This window comes from Actinomadura luteofluorescens (assembly GCF_013409365.1).
GTDB classification, from domain to species: domain Bacteria; phylum Actinomycetota; class Actinomycetes; order Streptosporangiales; family Streptosporangiaceae; genus Spirillospora; species Spirillospora luteofluorescens.
The window spans coordinates 3,629,601-3,650,663 of the sequence record NZ_JACCBA010000001.1; the positions used below are offsets into that span (position 1 = coordinate 3,629,601).

General features: G+C 71.9%; 20 protein-coding genes. 11 read left to right on the forward strand and 9 right to left on the reverse strand.

Annotated features, from left to right (window positions below; all coding sequences use genetic code 11):
- Position 1: 1 nt before the first annotated feature.
- From BJY14_RS16760 to BJY14_RS16780, 5 genes are all read right to left on the reverse strand, one after another.
- Positions 2-1,687: a SulP family inorganic anion transporter gene (locus BJY14_RS16760; RefSeq protein WP_179844463.1), complete on the reverse strand. Its 1,686-nt coding sequence runs from the start codon at positions 1,685-1,687 to the stop codon at positions 2-4.
- Positions 1,688-1,698: 11 nt separating this feature from the next.
- On the reverse strand, positions 1,699-2,376 hold the full coding sequence (locus BJY14_RS16765; protein WP_179844464.1) for a GAP family protein: 678 nt from the start codon (positions 2,374-2,376) through the stop codon (positions 1,699-1,701).
- An 11-nt stretch (positions 2,377-2,387) separates the two neighbouring features.
- The gene (locus BJY14_RS16770) at positions 2,388-3,821 is read right to left on the reverse strand and encodes a DUF1254 domain-containing protein (protein ID WP_218905428.1); all 1,434 of its coding nucleotides are present in this window, start codon (positions 3,819-3,821) and stop codon (positions 2,388-2,390) included.
- Positions 3,822-3,836: 15 nt separating this feature from the next.
- Positions 3,837-5,282 (reverse strand): DUF1254 domain-containing protein, encoded by a 1,446-nt coding sequence (locus BJY14_RS16775; protein ID WP_218905429.1) that lies wholly within the window; start codon positions 5,280-5,282, stop codon positions 3,837-3,839.
- Positions 5,283-5,591: 309 nt separating this feature from the next.
- The gene (locus BJY14_RS16780; protein ID WP_179844465.1) at positions 5,592-5,906 is read right to left on the reverse strand and encodes a WD40 repeat domain-containing protein; all 315 of its coding nucleotides are present in this window, start codon (positions 5,904-5,906) and stop codon (positions 5,592-5,594) included.
- A gap of 341 nt (positions 5,907-6,247) precedes the next feature.
- On the opposite strand from BJY14_RS16780, the gene BJY14_RS16785 reads away from it, so the two are divergent.
- Complete coding sequence (locus tag BJY14_RS16785) at positions 6,248-6,853, forward strand: hypothetical protein (RefSeq protein WP_179844466.1); 606 nt, start codon at positions 6,248-6,250, stop codon at positions 6,851-6,853.
- On the opposite strand, the gene BJY14_RS16790 is transcribed toward BJY14_RS16785, so the two are convergent.
- Positions 6,793-8,076 carry a serine/threonine-protein kinase gene (locus tag BJY14_RS16790; RefSeq protein ID WP_179844467.1) on the reverse strand — a complete coding sequence of 428 codons (1,284 nt, stop codon included), beginning with the start codon at positions 8,074-8,076 and terminating at the stop codon, positions 6,793-6,795. The two genes, BJY14_RS16785 and BJY14_RS16790, sit on opposite strands and share 61 nt — an antisense overlap.
- Before the next feature lie 418 nt (positions 8,077-8,494).
- Between BJY14_RS16790 and BJY14_RS16795 the strand changes: the two genes are divergently transcribed.
- A complete protein-coding gene (locus BJY14_RS16795; protein WP_179844468.1) occupies positions 8,495-9,652 on the forward strand; it encodes a serine/threonine-protein kinase in 1,158 nt (385 codons plus the stop codon).
- Between the two features lie 75 nt (positions 9,653-9,727).
- Here BJY14_RS16795 and BJY14_RS16800 read toward each other — a convergent pair whose 3' ends face one another.
- The gene (locus BJY14_RS16800) at positions 9,728-10,879 is read right to left on the reverse strand and encodes an epoxide hydrolase family protein (protein WP_179844469.1); all 1,152 of its coding nucleotides are present in this window, start codon (positions 10,877-10,879) and stop codon (positions 9,728-9,730) included.
- A 62-nt stretch (positions 10,880-10,941) separates the two neighbouring features.
- Here BJY14_RS16800 and BJY14_RS16805 point away from each other — a divergent pair, with 62 nt between their 5' ends.
- Complete coding sequence (locus BJY14_RS16805) at positions 10,942-11,982, forward strand: helix-turn-helix transcriptional regulator (protein ID WP_179844470.1); 1,041 nt, start codon at positions 10,942-10,944, stop codon at positions 11,980-11,982.
- Positions 11,983-12,636: 654 nt separating this feature from the next.
- Positions 12,637-13,773 carry a serine hydrolase domain-containing protein gene (locus tag BJY14_RS16810; protein WP_218905430.1) on the forward strand — a complete coding sequence of 379 codons (1,137 nt, stop codon included), beginning with the start codon at positions 12,637-12,639 and terminating at the stop codon, positions 13,771-13,773.
- Positions 13,774-13,777: 4 nt separating this feature from the next.
- On the opposite strand, the gene BJY14_RS16815 is transcribed toward BJY14_RS16810, so the two are convergent.
- Positions 13,778-14,521 carry an SDR family oxidoreductase gene (locus BJY14_RS16815; RefSeq protein WP_179844471.1) on the reverse strand — a complete coding sequence of 248 codons (744 nt, stop codon included), beginning with the start codon at positions 14,519-14,521 and terminating at the stop codon, positions 13,778-13,780.
- A gap of 80 nt (positions 14,522-14,601) precedes the next feature.
- Between BJY14_RS16815 and BJY14_RS16820 the strand changes: the two genes are divergently transcribed.
- The 3 genes from BJY14_RS16820 to BJY14_RS16830 all read left to right on the forward strand — a co-directional run bounded on the left by BJY14_RS16820 (position 14,602) and on the right by BJY14_RS16830 (position 17,259).
- Positions 14,602-15,075, forward strand: coding sequence for an RrF2 family transcriptional regulator (locus tag BJY14_RS16820; RefSeq protein ID WP_179844472.1), 474 nt, complete (start codon positions 14,602-14,604; stop codon positions 15,073-15,075).
- A gap of 91 nt (positions 15,076-15,166) precedes the next feature.
- Complete coding sequence (locus BJY14_RS16825) at positions 15,167-16,450, forward strand: VWA domain-containing protein (RefSeq protein ID WP_218905431.1); 1,284 nt, start codon at positions 15,167-15,169, stop codon at positions 16,448-16,450.
- Positions 16,451-16,452: 2 nt separating this feature from the next.
- Positions 16,453-17,259, forward strand: a complete 807-nt coding sequence (locus BJY14_RS16830; RefSeq protein WP_179844473.1) for a peptidase — start codon at positions 16,453-16,455, stop codon at positions 17,257-17,259.
- A gap of 14 nt (positions 17,260-17,273) precedes the next feature.
- Here the strand turns inward: BJY14_RS16830 and BJY14_RS16835 are convergent, their stop codons facing one another.
- The gene (locus BJY14_RS16835) at positions 17,274-18,032 is read right to left on the reverse strand and encodes a DUF6928 family protein (protein ID WP_179844474.1); all 759 of its coding nucleotides are present in this window, start codon (positions 18,030-18,032) and stop codon (positions 17,274-17,276) included.
- Positions 18,033-18,168: 136 nt separating this feature from the next.
- Between BJY14_RS16835 and BJY14_RS16840 the strand changes: the two genes are divergently transcribed.
- From BJY14_RS16840 to BJY14_RS16855, 4 genes are all read left to right on the forward strand, one after another.
- Complete coding sequence (locus BJY14_RS16840; RefSeq protein WP_179844475.1) at positions 18,169-19,116, forward strand: NADP-dependent oxidoreductase; 948 nt, start codon at positions 18,169-18,171, stop codon at positions 19,114-19,116.
- Between the two features lie 17 nt (positions 19,117-19,133).
- A complete protein-coding gene (locus BJY14_RS16845; RefSeq protein WP_179844476.1) occupies positions 19,134-19,610 on the forward strand; it encodes an ester cyclase in 477 nt (158 codons plus the stop codon).
- Positions 19,607-20,299, forward strand: coding sequence for an alpha/beta fold hydrolase (locus tag BJY14_RS16850; protein WP_179844477.1), 693 nt, complete (start codon positions 19,607-19,609; stop codon positions 20,297-20,299). Before BJY14_RS16845 ends, BJY14_RS16850 begins: the two co-directional genes overlap by 4 nt.
- Before the next feature lie 88 nt (positions 20,300-20,387).
- Positions 20,388-21,026 carry a TetR/AcrR family transcriptional regulator gene (locus BJY14_RS16855; RefSeq protein ID WP_179844478.1) on the forward strand — a complete coding sequence of 213 codons (639 nt, stop codon included), beginning with the start codon at positions 20,388-20,390 and terminating at the stop codon, positions 21,024-21,026.
- Positions 21,027-21,063: the final 37 nt, after the last annotated feature.

Genomic DNA, 21,063 nt, shown 5'->3' on the forward strand with positions numbered 1-21,063 from the left:
GTCATGTTCCGGTTCTCGCCGCGTCCACGGCCGCCCGCACGGTGGGATAGACGTGCCTCAACTCCGCCCTGGCTTCGGCGGTGCGCAACACGTCCCGAACCTGGCCCACGTCGCCTGCCAGCAGGAACCTGACTCCGCGGGCCTCCAGTTCCTCGGCCACCTCGTCGAGCATGCGCACCGCGCTGACGTCGACGAAGGGGACCGTCTCGGCGTCGATCACGACCGCCGTCGTCCCTTCCCGTCCGGCGGCACTCCGCACCGTGGACCGGATCCGCTCGGCGTTGGCGAAGTAGATGCCCCCCTCGACGCGCAGCACGACCACTCCCGGGATCCCGCGGCCGTCCGCGTGCCTGTCGAGCGCGGCGAAGTGCCCGTTCCCTGGCAGCTGCCCCAGTTCGCTGATGATCGGGCGCGAGGAGCGGTAGAGGAGCAGGAGCAGCGAGGCACCGATGCCGATGAAGAGGCCGGGCAGCGTGTCGAAGACCAGCACCCCGAGCATCGCGGCGACCGCGGCGGCGAAGTCGGGCCGCGCGGCGACGCCGTAGGCCTGGCCGAGCCTGCGGGTGAAGACGCGGTAGAGGGCGGCGAGCGAGGGGATGTCGACGAGTTCGACCACCGCCGCGACCACCACTCCCGCGAGCACCGCCTCGGGGAGCCTCTCGAAGAGGCCGGTGAGGAAGAGCAGCGTGATCACGGTGAGGAGGGCGACGAAGACCCCGGAGAGCTGGGTGCGCGCGCCCGCCGTCCAGTTGACGGCGGTCTTCGAGAGGCTGCCGTTGACGACCATGCCGCTGGACAGGCCCGCGCCCAGGCCGGCGGCCCCGAGCCCGATCAGCTCGCGGTCGGCGTCGACCTCGTAGTGGTCGCGGACGGCGTAGCTCTTCGCCGCCCCGAGCCCCTCGGCGAAGGCGACGAGCAGCACGCCGACGCTTCCGGCGGCGAGGGCGCCGAGGTCGTCCACCGAGACGTCGGGGAAGCCGAACGAGGGCGGCCCGGTCTCGATGGCGCCGACGACGGCGACGCCGCGGTCCTCCAGATCGAAGGCCGCCGACGCCGCGATCCCGAGCGCCACCGCGATCAGCGAGCCGGGCACGGACGGGGCGGCCCGCTTGAGGACGAGGATCAGCAGGAGGCTGCCGACGCCGACCAGGGCGGTGAGGCCGCTGATTCCGCCGAGATCGCCGATCAGGGCCCAGATCCTCTCGAAGAAGTCCCCCGACGCGCCCTCGACGCCGAACAGCTTCGGCAGTTGGCCCGCGATGATCGTCAGAGCCAGGCCGACGATGAAGCCCTTCAGGACCGGCTCGGAGATGAAACCGGCGAGGAAGCCGAGGCGCAGCAGTCCGGCGAGGAGCGCCGCGACGCCCACCGTGACGGCCAGCGCCGCCGTCATCGCGGTGCGCAGGTCCGCACCCGAACCGCCCGCGGCCTCACCGACGATCGCCGCCGAGAGCGCCGCCGTCGCCGCCATCGGCCCGACCACCAGGTGCCTGGAGCTGCCGAAGGCGGCGTACAGGATCAGGGCCGCGGGCGCGGCGTAGAGACCGACCACGGGCGAGACGCCGGCGATCGTCGCGTAGGCGAGCGCCTCGGGCACGAGAACCGCCCACACCGTCACCCCCGCCAGGGCGTCCCGCCTCAGCCATCGCCGCCGGTACCCCCGCAGCGAAGGGAACAGCCCGAGCATGCCCGGCCCCGTCAGGAGGACAGGTCGCTGATGGCGTTGCCCACCAGCTTCGCGGCGAGGATCAGGCAGACCACGGTCATGATCGCCGAGTTGTTCCGCTCCATCCAGACCTTGAGGCCGTCGAGGATGTGCGCGGAGCGCTCCTTCAGGGCGAAGTAGAGGACGACCGGCGCCCCGGTCCCGAGCGCCCCGATCACGACGAAGACCGCGAGCGCCGCGGCCTGCGCTCCGGCCGGGACGTCCGTGCGCGCGATCGCCGCCGCCGCGGCGATCACGAGCAGCAGGTTCTTCGGGTTGAGCGCGGACAGCGCGATCCCCAGCGCACCCGCCTTGGCGGGGGTGAACGAGTCGACCGTGCGCATCCACGTCGGCAACGAGACCTCCTCGTCGCCGCGCGGACGGCCGCGCCACTCCTTCACCGCCACCCACAGCAGCAGCACGCCGAGCGCCAGGTCGAGCGCGCTCACCCAGTCGGCAGGCTGCCCCTGGTCGCTCGGCCCCGCGCCGCCCGAGACCAGCAGCACGATCGCGCCGACCAGGGACAGGCCCAGGATCCAGCCCAGGAGCAGCGCCGGCCCGTTGGTACGCGCCCTGGGCGTCGCGAGCATCAGCACCGCACCGATGATCGGGAACGGGCTCAGCGCCACTCCGACGCCGTACGACAGAATCTGCCCGATCGCTTCGCCCACGGCCCCCTACCTCACGCCGGTTCGACCTCGCCCGGCCGCCAGCTCCGGTCGAACCAGCTTTCGAGCGGACCGTAGAGGCGCAGGACGACGAACCATCCCTTGCCGGGGACCGTCTGGATCCAGTTCGCCTCCCTGCCGGGCGGCGCGGCCGGGCCGAAGTGGACGACCGTCTCGCCGCCGTCCTCGGCCCGCACGGCGCCGGAGAGGCTGTTCACGCTCGGGTAGGGGTCGCCGGTGCGCAGCAGCGACCGGGTCTGGGGGTCGTAGACGTCGACGGCCCAGAAGTTCTTCGCCGGGACGTCCTTGGGAAGGGTGAGCGTGTAGTTCCTCCCGCCGTCGAGCCAGGCGCCGGTGGAGTCCTCCGCCGTGTAGGCGTACTGCGATCCGGCCCCGACCGTCGCCGCCGCCATCGCCGGCGTGATCACGAGCGCCCCGTGGTGGAACACGGCGCGAGCGTCCAGCAGGCGCGCACCCTGCGGCGAGAGGAACTCGTGGCTTCCCGAGGGGAACATGTTCTTCCAGGAGCCGCCCGGATAGTAGTAGAAGCTCGGGTCGCGGGGTTTGAAGGTCAGCGTCCGCACGAGGCCCGACCCGATTTGCGCGGCGGTGCCGAGGATCGAGCGCATGCGGTCGTCCGGTCGAAAGGGCGTGCCGGGCACGATGCCGATCGAGGCGAGCTGCCCCGCGCGCTCGGGGTCGAGCGCCTCGGGCGGTTCCTCCTGGACGATCTCGTCGACCTCCTCGAAGAACGAGAGGTCGTTGGCGGGGACCGTGTTGAAGGCGGAGTCGGCGAAGTTCACGAAGCGCTGCCCGGGCGGGTCGGCCGCGTCCGAGAGCGGGTAGATCCGCGTCCTGAGCAGGCTCTCGACGCCTCCCAGCACGCGGAGGGCCGCCCAGCAGGAGAAGGTCGGCGACCGCGAGACGAAGTAGCCGTCCGGGACGTCGCCGTCGTAGCCGGGAGGCAGGAAGAGGTATCTGCCTCCCTTGCCCCCGTCGGGTCCGGCGATCCCCATGTCGGCGACGTAGCGCTGCCAGAGGTCGTCGACGACGCTCAGCGAGCCCTCCGGCACCTCGATCACCGTCGGGCCGTCCTGGTCGAGCGCCAGGAAGGCCAGCCCGTACGCGGTCTCGGTGTTCGCCGTGAGCATCAACGGCGCGGAGCCGCAGCGCGGAGCCGTGTAGCCGATCGTGCGGGAGTCGATGCCGAGGCTCCGCAGCCCGCGCCGCATCGCCACCATCGCTGCGCCGGGCAGGCAGGTGAGGAAGACCTCGATCCCCCGCAGCAGGTCGAGCGCGTCATAGCCGCGGGTGACCGTGTCGGGCAGCGGCAGGCCGTCGAAGAAGTCCATCTCGCCGAACACGGTCTCCAGCCGGTCCGGGACGCTGATCGACGCGAGGGTCTCAGCCGATATGCCCGGGCTGGGCGCGTCGCTCACGTGAGGCACCGCGTTCCTCCTGGGTCAGCCCACAGCCTCGATCTCGCCCGGCCGCCAGGTCTTGTCGAAGAACGGTTGCAGAGGGCTGTAGAACCGCAGGACCACGAACCATCCCTTGCCCGGCGCGGTCTGGATCCAGTTGCCCTCCGGTACGCCGCCGGGCCGGTCGGGCCCGAAGTGCACCGTGGTCGTGCCGTCCGCGTCGGCGGTCGCCGCCGGGGTCGGATAGTCCTGGCTGCCGGCCCGGGGGAAGCGTTGCGGCGTGGAGAGCATCGAGCGGGTCTGGTTGTCGTAGACGGTGCACGACCAGAAACGGGCGGCGGGAATGTCCGGCGGAAGCACCAGACGGTAGTGCCTGCCCCCGTCAAGGGCCCGGTCCTCCTGGTCCGCGCACGCGAACAGGTACTGCGAGCCGATGCCGGGCAGGGGCGCGGTGAACGCCGGGCTGATGCCCACGCCCAGGTACCACCACCAGTTCCGCAGGTTGAGCTTGCGGGCGCCGTCGCTCGCACGGAGCTCGACGCCCCGGTCGGTGATGTCCGGGGGCGGGGTCATGAAGTCGTAGCCGGCCGGGAGCAGGCCGTTGATCCACTGGGAGGACGCACCGTAGAAGTGCGCCCCCTCGTCCGGACGCAGGCGGCACGCGAGGGTGCGGGCCGTCGCGTTCCCCACCGCGGCCGCCTCGACGAGGATCTTCCGCATCCGCGGATCCGGCTGGAAGGGCCGTCCCTTGGCGATCCCGATCGCGGCCAGCGCACCGGCGATCTCGGGGTCGAGCGCCTCGACCGGCTGATCGTGCACGAGCTCGCTCGCGAGGTCGAAGTACGTCGCGTCCGCGGGCGGGACGGTGTTCACGGCGAACCCGGTGCCCTCGACGAAGCGCGGCGGGTCGGGCCTGCGGAGCGCGGCGGTCCACGTCTGCGCGGTCCACGGCGCCGGCGGGGCCGTGCCCCCCGTGACGATCTCCCCGATGCTGGTTCCGAAGAACCCGGGGGCGTAGCGGTGGATGCGCAGCCCCTCCTTGATGCGCCCGACCGCCGGCCCCGGGTCGTCGCCCTCCAGGAAGGCCCGCCCGCCCAGGAGGAGCCGCGTGGTGCGGGTCGGCTGCGTGAAGTAACCGCCCTCCGGAAGTGGACCCTCATAACCGGGCGGGACGAAGAGGTATTTGCCGCCGGCTCCGCGATCCGGCCCTGCCATACCGGGATCCGCGACCCAGCGGAACCACATGTCGTTGACGAAACAGAGGGACAGGGGCGGCATTTCCACGACCAGCGGCCCCTCGGTCAGGTCGAGGAACGTCACGAAGTAGACGGTGTCCGCGTTCCCGGTCAGCACGAGCGTCTCGGGATCCATGAACTCCGAGAAGAGCAGGACGTCGTGGTCCCTGATCCCCGCATCGAGGAAGCCCTTGCGCGCCGCCCACACATTGACCCCGGAGTACGCGTCGAGGAACGCGCGAACGGCGTGCACATAGTCCAGATGGTCGTAGACGCGGTCGGCGGTCTCGCCGGTGGGGCCTGCCCAGCGGAAACTCCAGAGTGCCCAGATGCGTCTCCACCTGCTCGGGCGTCGAGAGCGACGTGATGACCTGAGGTGGGATCCGTCCGGCTTGCTGCAAGGCGTCGCTCCGTTCTCGGGAGAGGTCTCCTCTCGCCCATGAGCCGTACCTGCCGCGGACCACCACTAAACGCATTGTTCTAAGTCATTGGATTCCTATTACTCGGCGGGCTGTGGAGATTACCGAGCTCGAAGTTGTTCTATTCCGTCCGCCCTCCGGGGTCAGCAGGTCTTCCGGTACGGGACGTCAGGAATGTTGGCCTTCCACTCCTTTTTCGTGAGTCCGCCGGTCGTTTCGCAGAGTTCGGCCCGCAGCCGCTCGGGCCCCACCGCATGGGTGCGGAAGCCGCCGAGGGAGTCCACGCTGACCAGCGACCGGCCGTCCGGTGTGAACGCCATCGCCGGCACCGTGCGGCGGTGGCCGGTGAGCGGGATTCCCAGCGGGGTGCGGGTGCGCAGGTCCCACAGCTTGATCTCGCCGTCGGAGCCGGATTCGCCGTAGGCGACGGCCAGCACCCGGTCCCTCGCGTCGTGCACGGGCAGGGAGTAGCGGCCGGTCGGGGTGAGGTCCCCGGTGCGCAGGACGTATCCCGTGCGGGCGAGCGTGACCGGATCGTAGAAGGAGACGCTGCCCCGGAGCTCGGAGGGCCGTCGAAGATCATCGACCCGTCCGCGCTGTACCGGCCCGCCTCCAGGACCGTCGAGCCGCGCCGCAGCACCTTCCCGGACGGGAACTCCACGAGAGTGTGGCCCGAGAGCACCGCCCGGCCGTCCGGACGGAACGCCACCGCCCCCCACGGCTCCCCGCGCACCTCCCGGATCCGCCGCATCGGGGAGAGGGCCCAGAAGGACAGGGACCTGCCCGCGTCGTCGGGACGGTGCTGGACGAGCGACCGCTCGTCCGGGGCGAAGTCCACGTTCTCGACGACCGGGTCCGAGTAGTCGGTGACGGCACCGGGGAGGGAGCCGATCCGGGTGCGCCTCGACAGGTCCCAGACGTCGATCTTCCCGTCATCCATGCCGGTCCTGACCGCCAGCAGGCGTCCGTAGCCGTCCAGGTCGGACCACATCGCGTCGAAGTCGGGCAGCCGGACGGACAGCCGCTCCACCTGGTGCCGGGCCGCGGCCAGCGCCGACCACGACTCGGGGGTGTCGGCGAGCGACCCGGCCGCGACGGCGAGCCTGCGCGCCAGGTCCGGACGACTGCGGCGCAGCGACTGCGCCAACCCCGCGACCTGGGCGGACGCGGCGCGGTCACGCTGCCCGACGACGGTCCGCCGCTGGTCGATCGCGACGACGGCCGCGCCGATCGCGATGACCAGCAGGACCGACAGGCCGACGCTGATCAGCGCGCGCAGCCGCCCCCGGCGCAGCGACAGGTCGGCGGCCGCGTCCAGGAAGCCGCGCTCGACCAGGTTGAGGGTCAGGTGGCGGCGGCCGGTCGCGGCCCACGACTGGGCGCGTTCCAGGGCCGTCCCTGGTAGAGGTCGCTGCGCTTGCGGCCGTGGCCGTGCCAGAGCCGGGAGGCGTCCACGAGGTCCTGGTGGACGCCCAGTCCCGCGCGCTCGGCGTCGGCCCACTCGCGCAGCCTCGGCCACGCGCGGATGAGCGCGGCGCTGGACAGCGTGACGGTCCCGTCCGTCCAGACCAGGACGCCCGCACCGGTGAAGTCGCGCAGGACGCGGTCGACGACCCGGTCGTCGACCTGGCCGTCGGAGAACTCGTCCCGGCGCGCCGAACGCAGCGTGTCCTCGGCGCGCTCGCCAGGCGCGACCAGCCGCAGCAGCAGTTGCGGCACGGCCTCCTGCTCGCGGACGCCCAGGCCGGTGAACACGACCTCCGCGAGTTCGGCGCGGGAGGGCTCGGGCGGCGCGGGCCGGTCGTCGGGGACGGCCCTGCGGGTGGCCTCCTCCAGGTCGATCGCTCCGACCAGGCCGAGAAGCAGGTCCTCGGCGTCGGGACGGTCGGCGGGATCCTTCGCCAGCGACGCCGCCACCAGCGAGCGCAGCGGCTCCTCCAGCACGGAGGTGTCGGGGTGGTGGGTCTCCACCTGACGCGCGATCACGGGCGGGGTGTCGCCGGTGAAGGCGTGCCGTCCGGTCGCGGCGAACAGGACGACCGCGGCCCAGCCCCACACGTCCACCTTGGCGTCGCCGTGCTCGCCCCGGTACCGCTCCGGCGGCATGTACCGAAGGGTGCCCTTGAGCAGGCCGGTCGTGGTGGGCTGCTCCTCGATCCGGGCGATCCCGAAGTCGATGAGGCGCGGCCCGTCCGGGGCCAGCAGGATGTTCTCGGGCTTGAGGTCGCGGTGCACGACCCGCGCGCGATGCACCCCCACCAGCGCGGTGGCCAGCCCGATCGCCAGGCGGCGCAGCTCGTCCGGCCCGTACCGCCCGGCGCGCTCGACGGCCTGCCGGAGGTTCGGCCCGGCGACGTGCTCGCTGACGACGAACGGGATCGGCCCGTCGAGGTCGGCGTGCAGGACCTTGGCGGTGCAGTAGGCGGCGACCTTCCGCCACGCCCATGTCTCCTTGCGGAGCATCTCGCGGTCGCGGTCGTGGACCCCGTACAGGGCCTTGACGGCGACCCGTTCACCGCCGGGCCCGTACCCCTCGTAGACGACACCCTGGCCGCCCGCGCCGAGCCGTCCGTCAAGGTAGAAGGAGCCGAGCTGGCGGGGGTCGCCGGGTTGGAGCGGCTCGGCCATGGCTCTCCTCGCGCTGCCGGTGGAACTCAGATGATCCTCTCAGTCAGACACCAGTGTCTGTCTGTTTGTTCGCCCTAAATGGCACCGGGCGGTGGCCGCGTGGCATGTCCGGAGCGGACACCACAGCGTGCAGCAGGCGAGCCGGAGAGACCAGAGGATCGTGACCGACCGACATGCGCAGGTGATAGGCGGAGGCAGAGGTAAGAGGGACCAGCAGCCGCCTGAGTTCTGATGCGTTGGTCATGAGACGCCGATCATAGAAGTCCTCGTTCGACGTCTGAGGTTCACTGCGGGGGCTGTGATCGGCTCCAGCCTCGGGCGGGGCCTGGTGTGATGTTCCGTTTGGGTTTGGCGCTGTTCATGGGGGGTTGCGTGTCGGGCCGGGTGTGGGCTGGCGGGGACGAGGGATCGGGGACGGGTGCTGGTAGCGGGGCGGTATCTACTGGAGGAGCCGATCGGCAAGGGAGGGATGGGCGAGGTCTGGCGCGCCACCGACCAGAGCCTGGAGCGGACTGTCGCGGTCAAGCTGCTGCTGACGACTGCGCCGGACCCGCAGGCACGCGAGCGGTTCCTGATGGAGGCGCAGACCGCGGCCCGTCTCAGTGACCCGCATGTGGTGGCGGTGTACGACTTCGGGACCCACGAGGGCCGGCTCTTCCTGGTGATGGAGTACGTCGACGGGCACAGCCTCGCCCGCGAGGGGGCCGTGCGCGGTTCCATGACGCCGGCGCGGGTCGCCGGCATCGCCGCGCAGGCGGCGGCCGGGCTGTCCGCCGCGCACCGGCAGGGCGTCGTGCACCGCGACATCAAACCGGGGAACCTGCTGCTCGCCGCCGACGGCACCGTGAAGATCGCCGACTTCGGCATCGCACGGTTCACCGGCGAGGCGTCGGCGGCGCTCACCATGACCGGCCAGGTGATCGGCACCAGTACCTACCTGGCGCCCGAACGGGGCCTGGGCCGTCCCGCCGGCGCGCCCTCCGACGTGTACTCCCTGGGCTGCGTCCTGTACGAGTTGCTGACCGGGCGGCCGCCGTTCCACGGCGACAGCGCCGCCGCCGTCGTGTTCCAGCACGTGGACGCCGCTCCCGTGCCGCCCCGGCACGCGTGCCCGGGGTTGCCAGGCGCGTTCGAGGACTATCTGATGCGGCTCCTGAGCAAGCGGCCCGAGCAGCGCCCCACGGCCCCCGAGGTGGCCGCCTGGTTCGCGGAACGTCCCTGGCACGCCGACCCGCCCACACCGGAGACCGCCGTCACCTCCACGGCCCGGCTGCCCGTCGTCGATCTGCCGTCGCCCCCACCGAGAATCCGTTCGTGGAGGCACTACGGCATCGTCGCGGGCGCCGCGGCTGCCGCGGTCGTGATCGCAGGTGGGATCGGATTGGCGGTCGCCTCAGATGGGGACCGACCTACGCCGTCCCCGACCGTGTCCACCTCGGCGCCATCGGCAGGTAGCGCATCTCCGAGGCCGTCCCCGGAGCACAAGTCCGCCGTCGAGCGCCACGGCCCGCCCCCGAAAAAACCACTGAAACCCGCCAAGAGGGCACCCAAACGCAAGAAGGGCAAGCACAAGTGAACAGCGGACCGGGGGGAGCGTCCTACGGCACAGTGGCGGGAGCGGGGTCTGCCCGCTCCCGCCACTGTCGGGGGTTCACCCCTTGCGGAGTGCCGCGAAGAAGGTGCGTAGGTCGGCGGTCACCGCGTCCGGGGCCTCAAGGGAGGCGTAGTGGCCGCCGGTGGGGAACTCGCTCCAGTGCACGATGTTGGTGTTGTCGCGCTCGGCGAGGGAGCGGATGGTCTGGAAGTCGTCGGCGAAGACCGCGACGCCGGTCGGCGCGGTGTTGATGGCCGGTTCGGCGCCGGAGTGCGCCTCGGCGTAGTGGTAGCGGCCCGCGGTGGCCTGGGTGTTGGTGAGCCAGTACAGCGTGACCTGGGTGAGGATCTGGTCGCGGGTCACCAGGCTCGTGCCGTTGCCGAAGGAGTTGAACAGCTCGCTCCAGGCGAGCTGGCCGACCGGCGAGTCCGCGATGCCGACCGCGACGGTCTGCGGCCGGGAGGCGTTGATCGCGTTGTAGCCGCCGACCGACTGGAACCACTGCATGTGCTCCAGCGCCGCGTACTCCTTGGGCCCGAAGCCGGCGAACTCGGCCGGGTCGCCCGAGGGGAAGGAGAACAGCTGCAGCACGTGCATGCCGAGGTATCCGGGCGGCTTGAGCAGCCCGAGCTCCCGGGAGATCATGGTGCCGGCGTCGCTGCCGTGCGAGCCGTAGGTCTCGTAGCCGAGCTTGCGCATGAGGGCGTCGAAGGTGCGGGCGACCCGCGCCATCGTCCAGTCCCCGTCGGCCAGCGGGGTGCTGAAGCCGAAGCCGGGGATCGAGGGGACGACGACGGAGAACGCGTCCTCGGCCTGCCCGCCGTGCGCGACGGGGTCGGTGAGCGGGCCGATCATGTCGAGGAAGTCCACGAACGAGCCGGGGTAGGTGTGGATGAGCAGCAGCGGGGTGGCGTCCGGCTCCGCGGAGGGCACGTGGATGAAGTGGACCTCCTGGCCGTCGATGTCGGTGAGGTAGTGCGGGAACTCGTTCATCCGCGCCTCCTGCCGCCGCCAGTCGAAGTCGTTGCGCCAGTAGTCGACGGTCTCGCGCAGGTAGCCGTTCGGCGTGCCGAGGTCCCAGTTGTCGACCGCGGCGGGCCGGGGCAGCCGGGTGTTGGCCAGTCGCTGGGCGAGGTCGTCGAGTTCGGTCTGCGCGATCTCTACGCGGAAGGGACGGATTTCGGAGGAAGCGGTGTTCGTCGTCGTCATGTCTTCACAGTAGAACCCATATAGGAAGACCTGATTCCTAATGATGCGGCATCATGCTGAACATGCTGGAAACTTCGGCGAGGCTGCTCGCCCTGCTCTCGCTCCTGCAGTCACGACCGTCCTGGGCGGGCTCTGAACTGGCCGAACGCCTCGGCGTGAGCGGTCGCACGATCCGCAACGACATCGCGCGGCTGCGCGAGCTCGGGTATCCCGTGGACGCCACGCGCGGCACGACCGGTTCCTACTCGCTCGGCGCCGGCACGAAGCTGCCTCCGCTGCTGCTGGACGACGAGGAGGCCGTCGCCATCGCGATCGGGTTGCGCGCCGCGACCGGCATCAGCGGCATCGGCGACAGCAGTGCCCAGGCCCTGGCCAAACTGGAGCAGGTGCTGCCGCACCGGCTGCGCCGCCAGGTGGCGGCGATCCACCAGTCCACGTCGCAGGGGCCGCACAACACCGGTTCCAACGTCGAGGACCCGGAGGTCGACGCGGCGGTCCTGGCCCAGATCGCGACGGCCGTCCGCGACCACGAATGGTTCCGCTTCGACTACACCACCGGGGCCGACGACCGGCCGGGCGAGCTGCCCTCGGGCACGGCGGCGACGTCCGGGCAAAAGCTCGTGGAGCCCTACCGGCTGGTCAACTGGACGCGCCGCTGGTACCTGGTCGGACGCGATCCGCAGACCGGCGCCTGGGCGACGTTCCGGGTCGACTGGATCGCCCCGCGCACGCCCACCCATCGCGTGTTCACCCCGACCCCGCTGCCGGGGCTCGACTACACGAGCTTCGTCCTGCGCGACGTCGCCTCGACGGGCTGGAAGGTGCACGCCCGGATCACCGTGTTCGCCTCCGCGCAGGAGGTGCTGTCGCGTATCAACGCCACCGTCGGCGTGGTCGAGTCGGTCAGCGACGAGCAGTGCGTGCTCGTGACGGGGGCCGACAGCCTGGAGACCATCGCGGTGTACATCGGCATGCTCGGACTCGACTTCGAGGTCACGGGACCGCCCGGTCTCATCGACCATCTCGCCGTCCTGGGCGAACGCTACCTGCGCTCCATCGGCAAGGCCGGCGGCGGTGATGCGGACTCGGCTCGGCGTCCGTGAACGCTCCGCATCGAGGCGCCTCCTACGGCGCGGCGTCTCGACGTCCCGCAAGGGTCATTTTCCCACGGTGGCCTGGACGGTCTCGACCTCTTCGCCGACCTTCATGGGGAGCGTCGCACCGCCGGCGAGCGCCAGGCTCAGCACCGCCGCGGCCAAGCCGAGCGCGGGACGCCACCGCGGCCTCCGGGCTGCCCTCGGCGCCGTCGCGGCGACGTAGTCGCCGACCGCGATGCGCTTCCGGACGGCGACCCAGGACGCCGCCTCTTCGTCGTCCAGCCCACATGCCAGGACGAAGGCGACCAGGAGTTCCTCGCGAGGCAGGCTCTTGCGGCCGAGCGCCGTGGACGCGGTCGAGTAGGGCAGGACGCGACCTGCTTCGGCGGCCCCGGCGCTCCAGTTGCCGGTAGCTGAGACCCGACCAGGCCTTGAGCCGGCGCAGCGCGGCGATGAACTCGCCCTCGTCGGTGGCCACGTCCGGTGACGGTGGCGATGCGGTCACGTTCTCACCCCGATGCTCGTCGATCGCTCCACTATGCCCCAGCCTGAACAGGCCGTACAGCGTCCCGCACAAGCTCGAACAGCATGACCTCTTGATCGTCGCGGCCTGCCTCGGCCAGCCTCTGGCGCATCCCACACGACTGTTCTGGAGGTCGCATGCGACGGATCAATCCGCTCCCCTTCGCCATGGCGCTCACGGCCGCGCTGGCCGCCGCGGGCTGCGGCGGCGACGCCGTGGGCGTGCCGAGGGCCGCCCGAAGCGCGCCCGAGCCCGTCGACCGATCGATCGCGAGTTACCTCGACCGCACGCTGCCCAAGGGCCCGGGCGGGACGGTGGTCGCCGCCCGCGGCACCGAGCTCGTGCACTGCAAGGGTTTCGGCCTGGCGGACCGGACGGCCGGGACCCCGGCCACCTGCGACACCGTCCACGACGTCATGTCGATCACCAAGCAGTTCACCGCGGCCGCCATCATGAAGCTGGAGATGATGGGCAGGCTCAGGACGACCGACCGGATCGGCACGATCCTCGGCCCGGTGCCCGCGGACAAGCGCGGCATCACCCTGCATCACCTGCTGACGCACACGGCCGGGCTGGCCGAGGGGCTCGGTGACGACTACGAGCCCGTCTCCCGCGACGAGATGCTGGCCAAGGCGCTGAAGTCCAAGCTGGTCTCCCGCCCTGGCGAGGAGTTCCACTACTCGAACACGGGATTCAGCGTGCTCGCCGCCATCGTCGAAAAGGTGTCGGGAACCAGCTACGAGCGGTTCCTGGCAAAGTACTTGTTCGCACCGGCGGGAATGACCCGTACGGGCTACGTGCTGCCGAAGTTCTCCCGGTCAGAGGTGAGCGTCGAGTACGACGAGGACGGCGCGAGCCAGGGCCGGCCGTTCGACCATCCCTGGGCCGCCGACGGACCGTACTGGTACCTGCGCGGCAACGGCGGCATGCTGTCCACCGGACGTGACATGTTCAAATGGCATCGCGCGCTGCTCGGCGACACGATCCTCAGCGCCGCCGCCAAGGCCAAGATGTTCGAGCCCCACGCCCGGATCCCCAAGACCGAGGCCGCCTACGGCTACGGCTGGGGCGTCCTGCACACCAAGGACGGCCGGGTCGCGTGGCACAACGGCGGCAACGACTGGTCCTTCGCCAGTTACAGCCGGATCCTGCACGACGGAACCATGGTCTATTGGGTCACCAACCAGGCCTCCCAAGCAGGCCAATGGAACCTCGAGGAGCGCGAACTGGAAATGAACCAGGCCCTGGCCGACCGCGCCCGCGACGCCGACTAGCCTCTCAGCGCTGTTCGGTGAGCCACTGGTCGAAGGTGGTCGGCATGATGCGGGCGTCCGGGCTGGGCAGGAGGGCGTTGCCGGCCGTTTCAAGGCTGAACATCGTCGACCACGTCGGCACGAGCTTCACCGTGCGGCCGCGCGCCTCGTTGGTGCGGCGGGCCATGTCGACCAGGTCCTGGGGCTCGGGCCCGGCGACATCGCTGTAACGCCCCTGCGGCCGGCCCGTCGCGATCTCGGCGAGGACGTCGGCGACGTCCGCGGGCGCGACCGGCTGGACCAGCAGCGGCGCGATCGTGGCGACCCCGTCCTGCTCGGTCCAGCTCGTCACCATCGCGGCGAAGTCGTGGAACTGCGTGGCCGGGACGATCGTCCACGGCACCGGGCCGGCGGCCGCCAGGCGCTCCTGCTCGCGCTTGCCGGCGTAGTGCGCGTTGCCTTCGATGCGGTGGACCCCCGCGATCGACAGCAGCACATGGTGGCCGACTCCGGCGCGCTCCTCGGCGGCGAGCAGGTTCCGCGTGACGGCACCGAAGTAGGCCACCGTCTCGGCCGGGTCGGCCGCGGTGCTGTTGGTGACGTCGACGACCGCCTCGACGCCGGCCAGCGCGTCGTCAAGGCCCCCGCCTGTCGTCAGGTCCACGCCGAGCGATCGGCTGATGCGCACCGCTTCGTGGCCGTCCCGCTGGAGAGCGGCGACGGTGAGGGTTCCGATGTTCCCGGTCGCGCCGGCGACGGCGATCCGCATGATGGCGGCCTCCCTTGTCTGGTGATCGGGAGCCTATCATGGACTAAATAGATCCATGATGTCTGCGATAGGCTCGTGTCGTGAAGCTGCCTGGGAGCACCGAATGGGTCCTGCACTGCGCGACCACGCTGGCTCAGCTGGATCCGGGAGTCAGCGCGTCGACGGCGCAGCTGGCGCAGTACTACGACCTGCCGGCGCCCTATCTCGCCAAGCAGCTGAAGGCCCTCGTCAAGGCCGGACTGCTCACCGCGGCCGCGGGCCCGCGCGGGGGGTTCCGGCTCGCACGGCCCGGCTCCGAGATCACGCTCCTGCAGATCGTCGAGGCCGTCGACGGCACGTCCTCCCCGTACGAGTGCCGCGAGATCCGCCGGCAGGGCCGGGGGGCGCTGCCGGCCGCCGAGTGCCGGGAGCCCTGCGTCCTCGCCGCGAAGATGGCCGACGCGCACCAGGCCTGGCGGGACAGCCTCTCCGGCGTCACCCTGGCCGACGTCCTCGACACCCTCCCGCCGTCGGCGCCTGCCCGCACCCGATCACGCCTGGCGGAGCCGTCCTAGCCTGCGCCCCTTCCGCACGGGGGACGGAGGACCCGGAGTGGTCTGGTCGATCTTGGTCTCGGGGGGCCTCGGGCGTCATTAGGATCCCCTGGTGCTCTCCAAACGATCTTTCGCGGGCGGCGGTCTGCTCGCCCTGCTCGCCCCCTCGGCACTGCTCGGCGCGCCCCCCGCCGCCGCCGACGACGGCGGTCCCGCGGAGCCGCCCAAGGTCGAACTGGTGCTCGACGTCAGCGGCTCCATGCGGGCCCGCGACATCGACGGGCGCAGCCGGATGGAGGTCGCCCAGCACTCCTTCGGCGCGGTGGTCGACTCCCTGCCCGCCGAGACGCAACTGGGCATCCGCGTGCTCGGGGCGCGGTACCGGTTCCCCGGCAGCAGCAAGGCCGTCGGATGCACCGACACCCAGCAGATCTCCCCGGTCGGCCCGGTGGACAAGGCGCGGGCGAAGGCGGCGATCGCGACGCTGCGCCCCACCGGCTGGACGCCGATCGGGCTCGCGCTCCGCGCGGCGACCCGGGACCTGGGCGCCGGGGAGACGACACGGCGGATCATCCTCATCACCGACGGCGAGGACACCTGCTCGCCCCCCGACCCCTGCGAGGTGGCCCGCCAGCTCGCGTCCCAGGGCACGCACCTGGTCGTGGACACCCTCGGGCTGACCCTCAACGACAAGGTCCGGCAGCAGCTCACCTGCATCGCCGCCGCGACCGGCGGGACCTACACCGCCGTCCAGCACGAGGAGGAGCTGACCGGGCGCCTCAACCAGCTCGTCCAGCGCGCCGGCAGCACCTACAAGAGGACTCCCGAGAAGGTCGCCGGGACCGCGGGGTGCGCCGGCGCGCCCACGCTCGCACCCGGCGTGTACACCGACCGGGAACGGTTCAGCGAGCACCGCTGGTACCGGGTGTCGGTGGCCCCGGGCCAGGAGCTGCGCGCCTCCGTCAGCGTGTCGCTCGACCGGACCCTGAACCCCGACCACGGGGTGCTGCTGCGCGCGGTGTCGGGGGCCGGGCAGGAACTCGTCCGCGGCACGGACGCGGGCAGCGGACGCACCGACGTGCGGTCCACCGGCCTGCGCTGGTCGGACCAGCGGACCGAGGCCTCCGCCTCGCCCTCGCCGGACGGCGGTTCCGGCGGAACGCCGGTCTGCCTGGTGGTGAGCAACTCCTTCTCCGCCCCGGCGTCGGTGCGGACGGCGCCCGGCATGCCGCTGGAGCTGACCGTCGACCTCGTGCCGTCCTCGGACGCGCCGGGCGAGCCGGACCTCGGCCGCGGCTGGCTGCTGCTGCTCGTGCTCGCCGGGACGGGCCTGGTCGCAGGCCTGGTCACCGGGTGGCTCGCCCGGTGGCGGGTGGCCGTCTGGAAGGAGAACTGACCATGCGCACCCCCCTCCTCCTCGCCTCCGCGGCCGCGGCCTGCGCCGTCCTGCCCGCGACCGCCCCGCCGGCCGCCGCGGACACCTCGCCGAGCCCGCGGCCGACGGTCGGCACCGCGGGGACGTCCTTCCTGACCGCGACCACCGTGGAACCGGGGCAGCCGGTCCGCGTGCCCGCCTCGACCGGCGACTACCTGTACTGGTCGTTCGCCGCCGCGGCCGGGCAGACCGGGCGGATCGCGGTGACGGTGACGCTGCCCCCCGCGGCGAGCCGCCACGGCGCCGCGACGTACACCATCGACGTCTTCGACGGGCTGCGGCGCCGCCAGGCGTGCACGGCCGGTCCGCAGAACGCGACGGCGGCGGCCGGGGCCGCGAGCGTCAGGCTCCGCTGCACACTGCGGCAGGTCCGGGCGTGGGCCGAGCCGTGGGCCGACGACCCGCTGCCCGGCACCTACTACCTGCGCCTCGCGGCGAGCGGCCTCCCCGAGCAGGACCTCGGCCTGCCGATCCGGGCCGACGTGCGGATCAGCGCCAAGGACGGGGACGCCCGGCCGGCGGGCGCGGAGCTGAAGGCGCCGCTGTCCCCGGCCGTGGACCCCGGAGCCACGCTCGCCCCGGGGACCGCGCCCTCGGCGAGCCCCGTGAACTCGGCGCCGAAACCGGCGGAGCGGGTCAGGGGCTGGTTCTCCTGGCCGTCGAGCCGGTGGTGGTGGACGATCGGCGGAGGCGTCCTCGCCGCCGTCACGGCCGTGGCGGGCTACAGCCTGACCCGGCATCCGCGCCGCTGGTTCTCCGCACCGCGCTGAACCGCTCCGGGCGGTCAGAGGCCGTCGATGCCGATCTCTTGCATCTTCCCGTCGGGGCCCAGACGGAAGCGCCGGGGCGGGCCCATCCTCGCGATCGCCTCGGCGTAGGCGGCTTCACGTTCGGCCTGCTCGCGTCCCGTTGGATCGGTCACCTTGAACCCGTACATGGGGATCTCTTCAGCGTTGAGATCGGTGTCCTCCGGGAGGCCTTCGAGGACGAAACCGAACAGGAAGCGCAACGCGTCCTCGCCCATCTCCAGCGGATGGAACGGGAGCGCATACGGCTCCTCGTCGTCCCAGGCCGGATCCGGCTCCACGGCGCGTTCGCCGGCCCAGTACGGGCGCTCGAACTCCAGCGGATCGCCGATGTTCTCCATGATGCCGCTGTCCGGGGAGAGGCTCAGCGAGCGCACCAGCGTCCCGTCCTCCCAGATCGCGAACGCGAGCCAGTCGACGACCGAGTGCATCCAGTGCAGGACGATCCGGCGCCCCTCCCCGAGCCGCCGCAGATGCTCGGGTAGTTCCGACGGACGGTCGAGCACGGGCCTGTGGTCGATGAGCAGATCCGTCCCGGGCAGCGCGAGGGCGTAGGTCACGTCGTCGGGCGGGTAGGTGTCATCGAGCGTGCCGTCAGCGATCCGCTCGATCGCGTAGCCCGGATGAATCCGCCGGACGAGGTTCTCGGCCTCAGCACGGCCTGAGGGCGGTGCCCCGGCCAGCGCCGACCGCACATGGCCGTCCGTGAATGCCAGCAGCGCCGTCTTGGCTCCCATGCCGCTCCCCAGGTTCGCGTGTCCATCGCCCTCGATGAGCGAGAACTCTAGGGATCGGGGCTGACACTCCTTCGGAATTTACATACATGGCGTATGTATGTACTCTCCTGTGTGATCTTTCCAGGGAGGGACGCTCATGCGGGCGGTACGGCAGACGGCATGGGGAGGCACCGAGACCATGGTGCTGGTCGAGGTGGCGAGACCGGCACCGGTCTTCGGAGAGGTGCTCGTGAGGGTGGTGGCGGCCGGGGTCAATCCGGTGGACGTCTACACGCGCCGCGGCCAGGCGTACAACCGGGTGCTCGACCTGCCGTTCATCAACGGCTGGGACGTCGCCGGCGAGGTGGTGGAGACCGGCTACGGCACGCCCCGGTTCCGGCCGGGCGACCGGGTGTTCGGCATGCCGTGGTTCCCCCGGGCGGCGGGCGCCTACGCCGAGTACGTCACCGCCCCCGCCCGCCATTTCGCCCGGATGCCGGACGGCCTGGACTTCACCGAGGCGGCGGCGCTGCCGCTGGCCGGGCTGACGGCGTGGCAGATGCTCGTCGAGGTCGCCGCCGTCGCGCCCGGACAGCGGGTCCTGGTCGCGGGCGCGGCCGGCGGCGTGGGGCACCTCGCGGTCCAGATCGCCAAGGCCCGCGGGGCGCACGTGACCGGCACCGCGAGCGCCGCCAAGCACGCCTTCGTCCGCGGGCTGGGCGCGGACGAGGTGGTCGACTACACCACGGCCGAGGTGTCCGCCGCGGTGCGGGACGTGGACGTCGTCATCCAGATGTTCGGCGGCCGGGCCGGGCTCGACGCGCTGGAATGCCTGCGGCCCGGCGGCGTCCTGGTCAGCGGCCAGGCGGCCTGGACCCCCGGGCTGCACGAGCGCGCGGGCGAGCTCGGCGTGCGCGCCGTGGACTACCTCGTCGACCCCGACGGCGCGGGGCTCGGCGCGCTGGCCGGGCTCGTCACCGCCGGACGGCTCAAGGTGCACGTCGACGCCGTGTTCCCGCTGGCGCAGGCGGCCGCGGCGCACGACCGCATCGACGGCGGCCGCACCACCGGCAAGATCGTGCTCGCCGTCGGCGAGCCCGCGTGAGACGAGGAGGCACGGGGATGCCCGAGGAGCACGTCACGCCGACCGCGGTCGTACGGGCGTACGCGCGGGCCAAGAGCCGCGCCGACGTCCCGGCGGCGATGCGGTTCTGTCACCCGGACGTCGTCTTCGAGACGATCGCCTTCGGGGCGGTCGCGACCGGCTGGGACGAGGTCGCCCGGCAGAACACCGCGTTCCTGCGCACCTTCCCCGACTACGGCGTGAAGTTGGAGTACCTGGTCGAGGCCGGTGAGCTGGCCGTCGGCGCCGGGACGGTCCGGGCCACCATGGTGGAGAGCCTGGTGGGGATCGAACCCACGGGCAGGTCCTTCGCGCTGCCGTTCGCCTGCCACTGGACCGTGCGGGACGAGCTGATCGCGCATGAGCGGTTCTTCTTCGACTTCCATCAGATGTGCGAGCAGCTCGGACTGTCCACAGAGGCCGCGGCGGCGAAGTTCACCGCCTGGCGCGAGCGTGCGGAAGAGGCGACGCGATGACGACGTACGTGCTGGTTCATGGTGCTTGGCACGGCGGCTGGTGCTGGCGTCACGTGGCCGCGCGGTTGCAGGCCGCCGGTCACGAGGTCCACACCCCGACGCTGACCGGCCTCGGTGAGCGCGCGCACCTGGCGGGGCCCGAGATCGGCCTGCGGACGCACATCGACGACCTTTCGGGCCTGCTGACCTACGAGGGCCTCCGGGACGTCGTGCTCGTCGGGCACAGCTACGCCGGTCTCGTCGTGCGCGAGGCCGCCGACCGCATGCCGGAACGCGTCGCCCGCATCACCATGGTCGACGCCTGGGCGGGCCGCGACGGGGAGTCGCTGGACGACGTGGCCCCCGGTTTCTTCCGCGACTGGATCGAATCGGTCACCGTCGACGGCCTCGTCCCGCCCGCGCCCGCGGCCACCGTCGGCGTGACGGAACCGGACCAGGTCGCATGGCTGGAATCCAAATTGACGCCCCATCCGCGGCGGACGTTCTCCCAGCCGACCCGATTGTCCGGGGCCGTCGACGCGATCCCGTGCCGCGCGGTGCTCTGCACGCCCGGCGGGCCCATGCCGTTCGTCCGGCTCGCCGATGAGCACGGCTGGGCGGCCACGGTCCTGGACGTCGGCCACGACGCCATGGTCACCGCACCGGGCGAACTGGCGGACGTCCTCCTCCAGGACGCGTGCGGCTCGTGACCCGGCCGGTCGAGCATGCCCGGCCACGCCGACGTCCTCGGATTCGTCGCCGTTCTTCTATTCTCGTCCGGGTCGGGAGGAGACGCGGATGGCAGCGAACACGAGTGCGCGCCGGAGCCAGCAGGAACGCACCAGGGCGACGACGGGCGCCCTGGTCGCGGCGGCTCGTGAGCTCTTCGTCGATGACGGGTTCTCCGCCACCACCCTGGACGCGATCTGCGCCAGGGCCAGGGTGACGCGCGGCGCCTTCTACCACCACTTCAGCAACAAGGAGCACATCTTCCGCGAGGTCTACGCCGCCGAGCAGGAGAGGCTCGCCGCCGTCGTCCGGCAGGCGTTCCGGGCCGAGCGGGATCCGTGGGACGGCGTGTTCGCGGGCTGCCGCGCCCTGCTGGAGGCGTCGCTGGAGCCCGACGTCCGCCGGATCACCCTGCTGGAGGCGCCGGGGGCGCTCGGCTGGTCCGCCATGCGCGACGTCCAGGCGGGTTGCAAGGACCAGATGCGGCGCGGGCTGGCCATCGCGGTCGAGGCCGGGTGCATCTCCGAACGGCCGCTGGATCCCGCCACCTCGCTGCTGTACGGCGGGATCTGCGAAACAGCCCTGGACATCGCGCGCACCACTGACCAGCGTGCCGCGTTGGACGGCTCACTGGCGGAGCTCCGGTTGGTGCTCGCCGGCGTCTCCGGCCGTGCGACCGCCGGCTGCGCCCACACGGACCGTCCCTGATCCCCTCCGGGCCTCTGACCCGGCGTCACGAGCGGCG

Coding starts and splice junctions, on each gene's coding strand:
- BJY14_RS16800 (WP_179844469.1), bottom strand. CDS start 10,879: ATGACGACGACGAACACCGCTTCCTCCGAAATCCGTCCCTTCCGCGTA.
- BJY14_RS16855 (WP_179844478.1), top strand. CDS start 20,388: ATGGCAGCGAACACGAGTGCGCGCCGGAGCCAGCAGGAACGCACCAGG.
- BJY14_RS16815 (WP_179844471.1), bottom strand. CDS start 14,521: ATGCGGATCGCCGTCGCCGGCGCGACCGGGAACATCGGAACCCTCACC.
- BJY14_RS16805 (WP_179844470.1), top strand. CDS start 10,942: ATGCTGGAAACTTCGGCGAGGCTGCTCGCCCTGCTCTCGCTCCTGCAG.
- BJY14_RS16830 (WP_179844473.1), top strand. CDS start 16,453: ATGCGCACCCCCCTCCTCCTCGCCTCCGCGGCCGCGGCCTGCGCCGTC.
- BJY14_RS16840 (WP_179844475.1), top strand. CDS start 18,169: ATGCGGGCGGTACGGCAGACGGCATGGGGAGGCACCGAGACCATGGTG.
- BJY14_RS16760 (WP_179844463.1), bottom strand. CDS start 1,687: ATGCTCGGGCTGTTCCCTTCGCTGCGGGGGTACCGGCGGCGATGGCTG.
- BJY14_RS16790 (WP_179844467.1), bottom strand. CDS start 8,076: ATGGCCGAGCCGCTCCAACCCGGCGACCCCCGCCAGCTCGGCTCCTTC.
- BJY14_RS16845 (WP_179844476.1), top strand. CDS start 19,134: ATGCCCGAGGAGCACGTCACGCCGACCGCGGTCGTACGGGCGTACGCG.
- BJY14_RS16850 (WP_179844477.1), top strand. CDS start 19,607: ATGACGACGTACGTGCTGGTTCATGGTGCTTGGCACGGCGGCTGGTGC.
- BJY14_RS16810 (WP_218905430.1), top strand. CDS start 12,637: ATGCGACGGATCAATCCGCTCCCCTTCGCCATGGCGCTCACGGCCGCG.
- BJY14_RS16835 (WP_179844474.1), bottom strand. CDS start 18,032: ATGGGAGCCAAGACGGCGCTGCTGGCATTCACGGACGGCCATGTGCGG.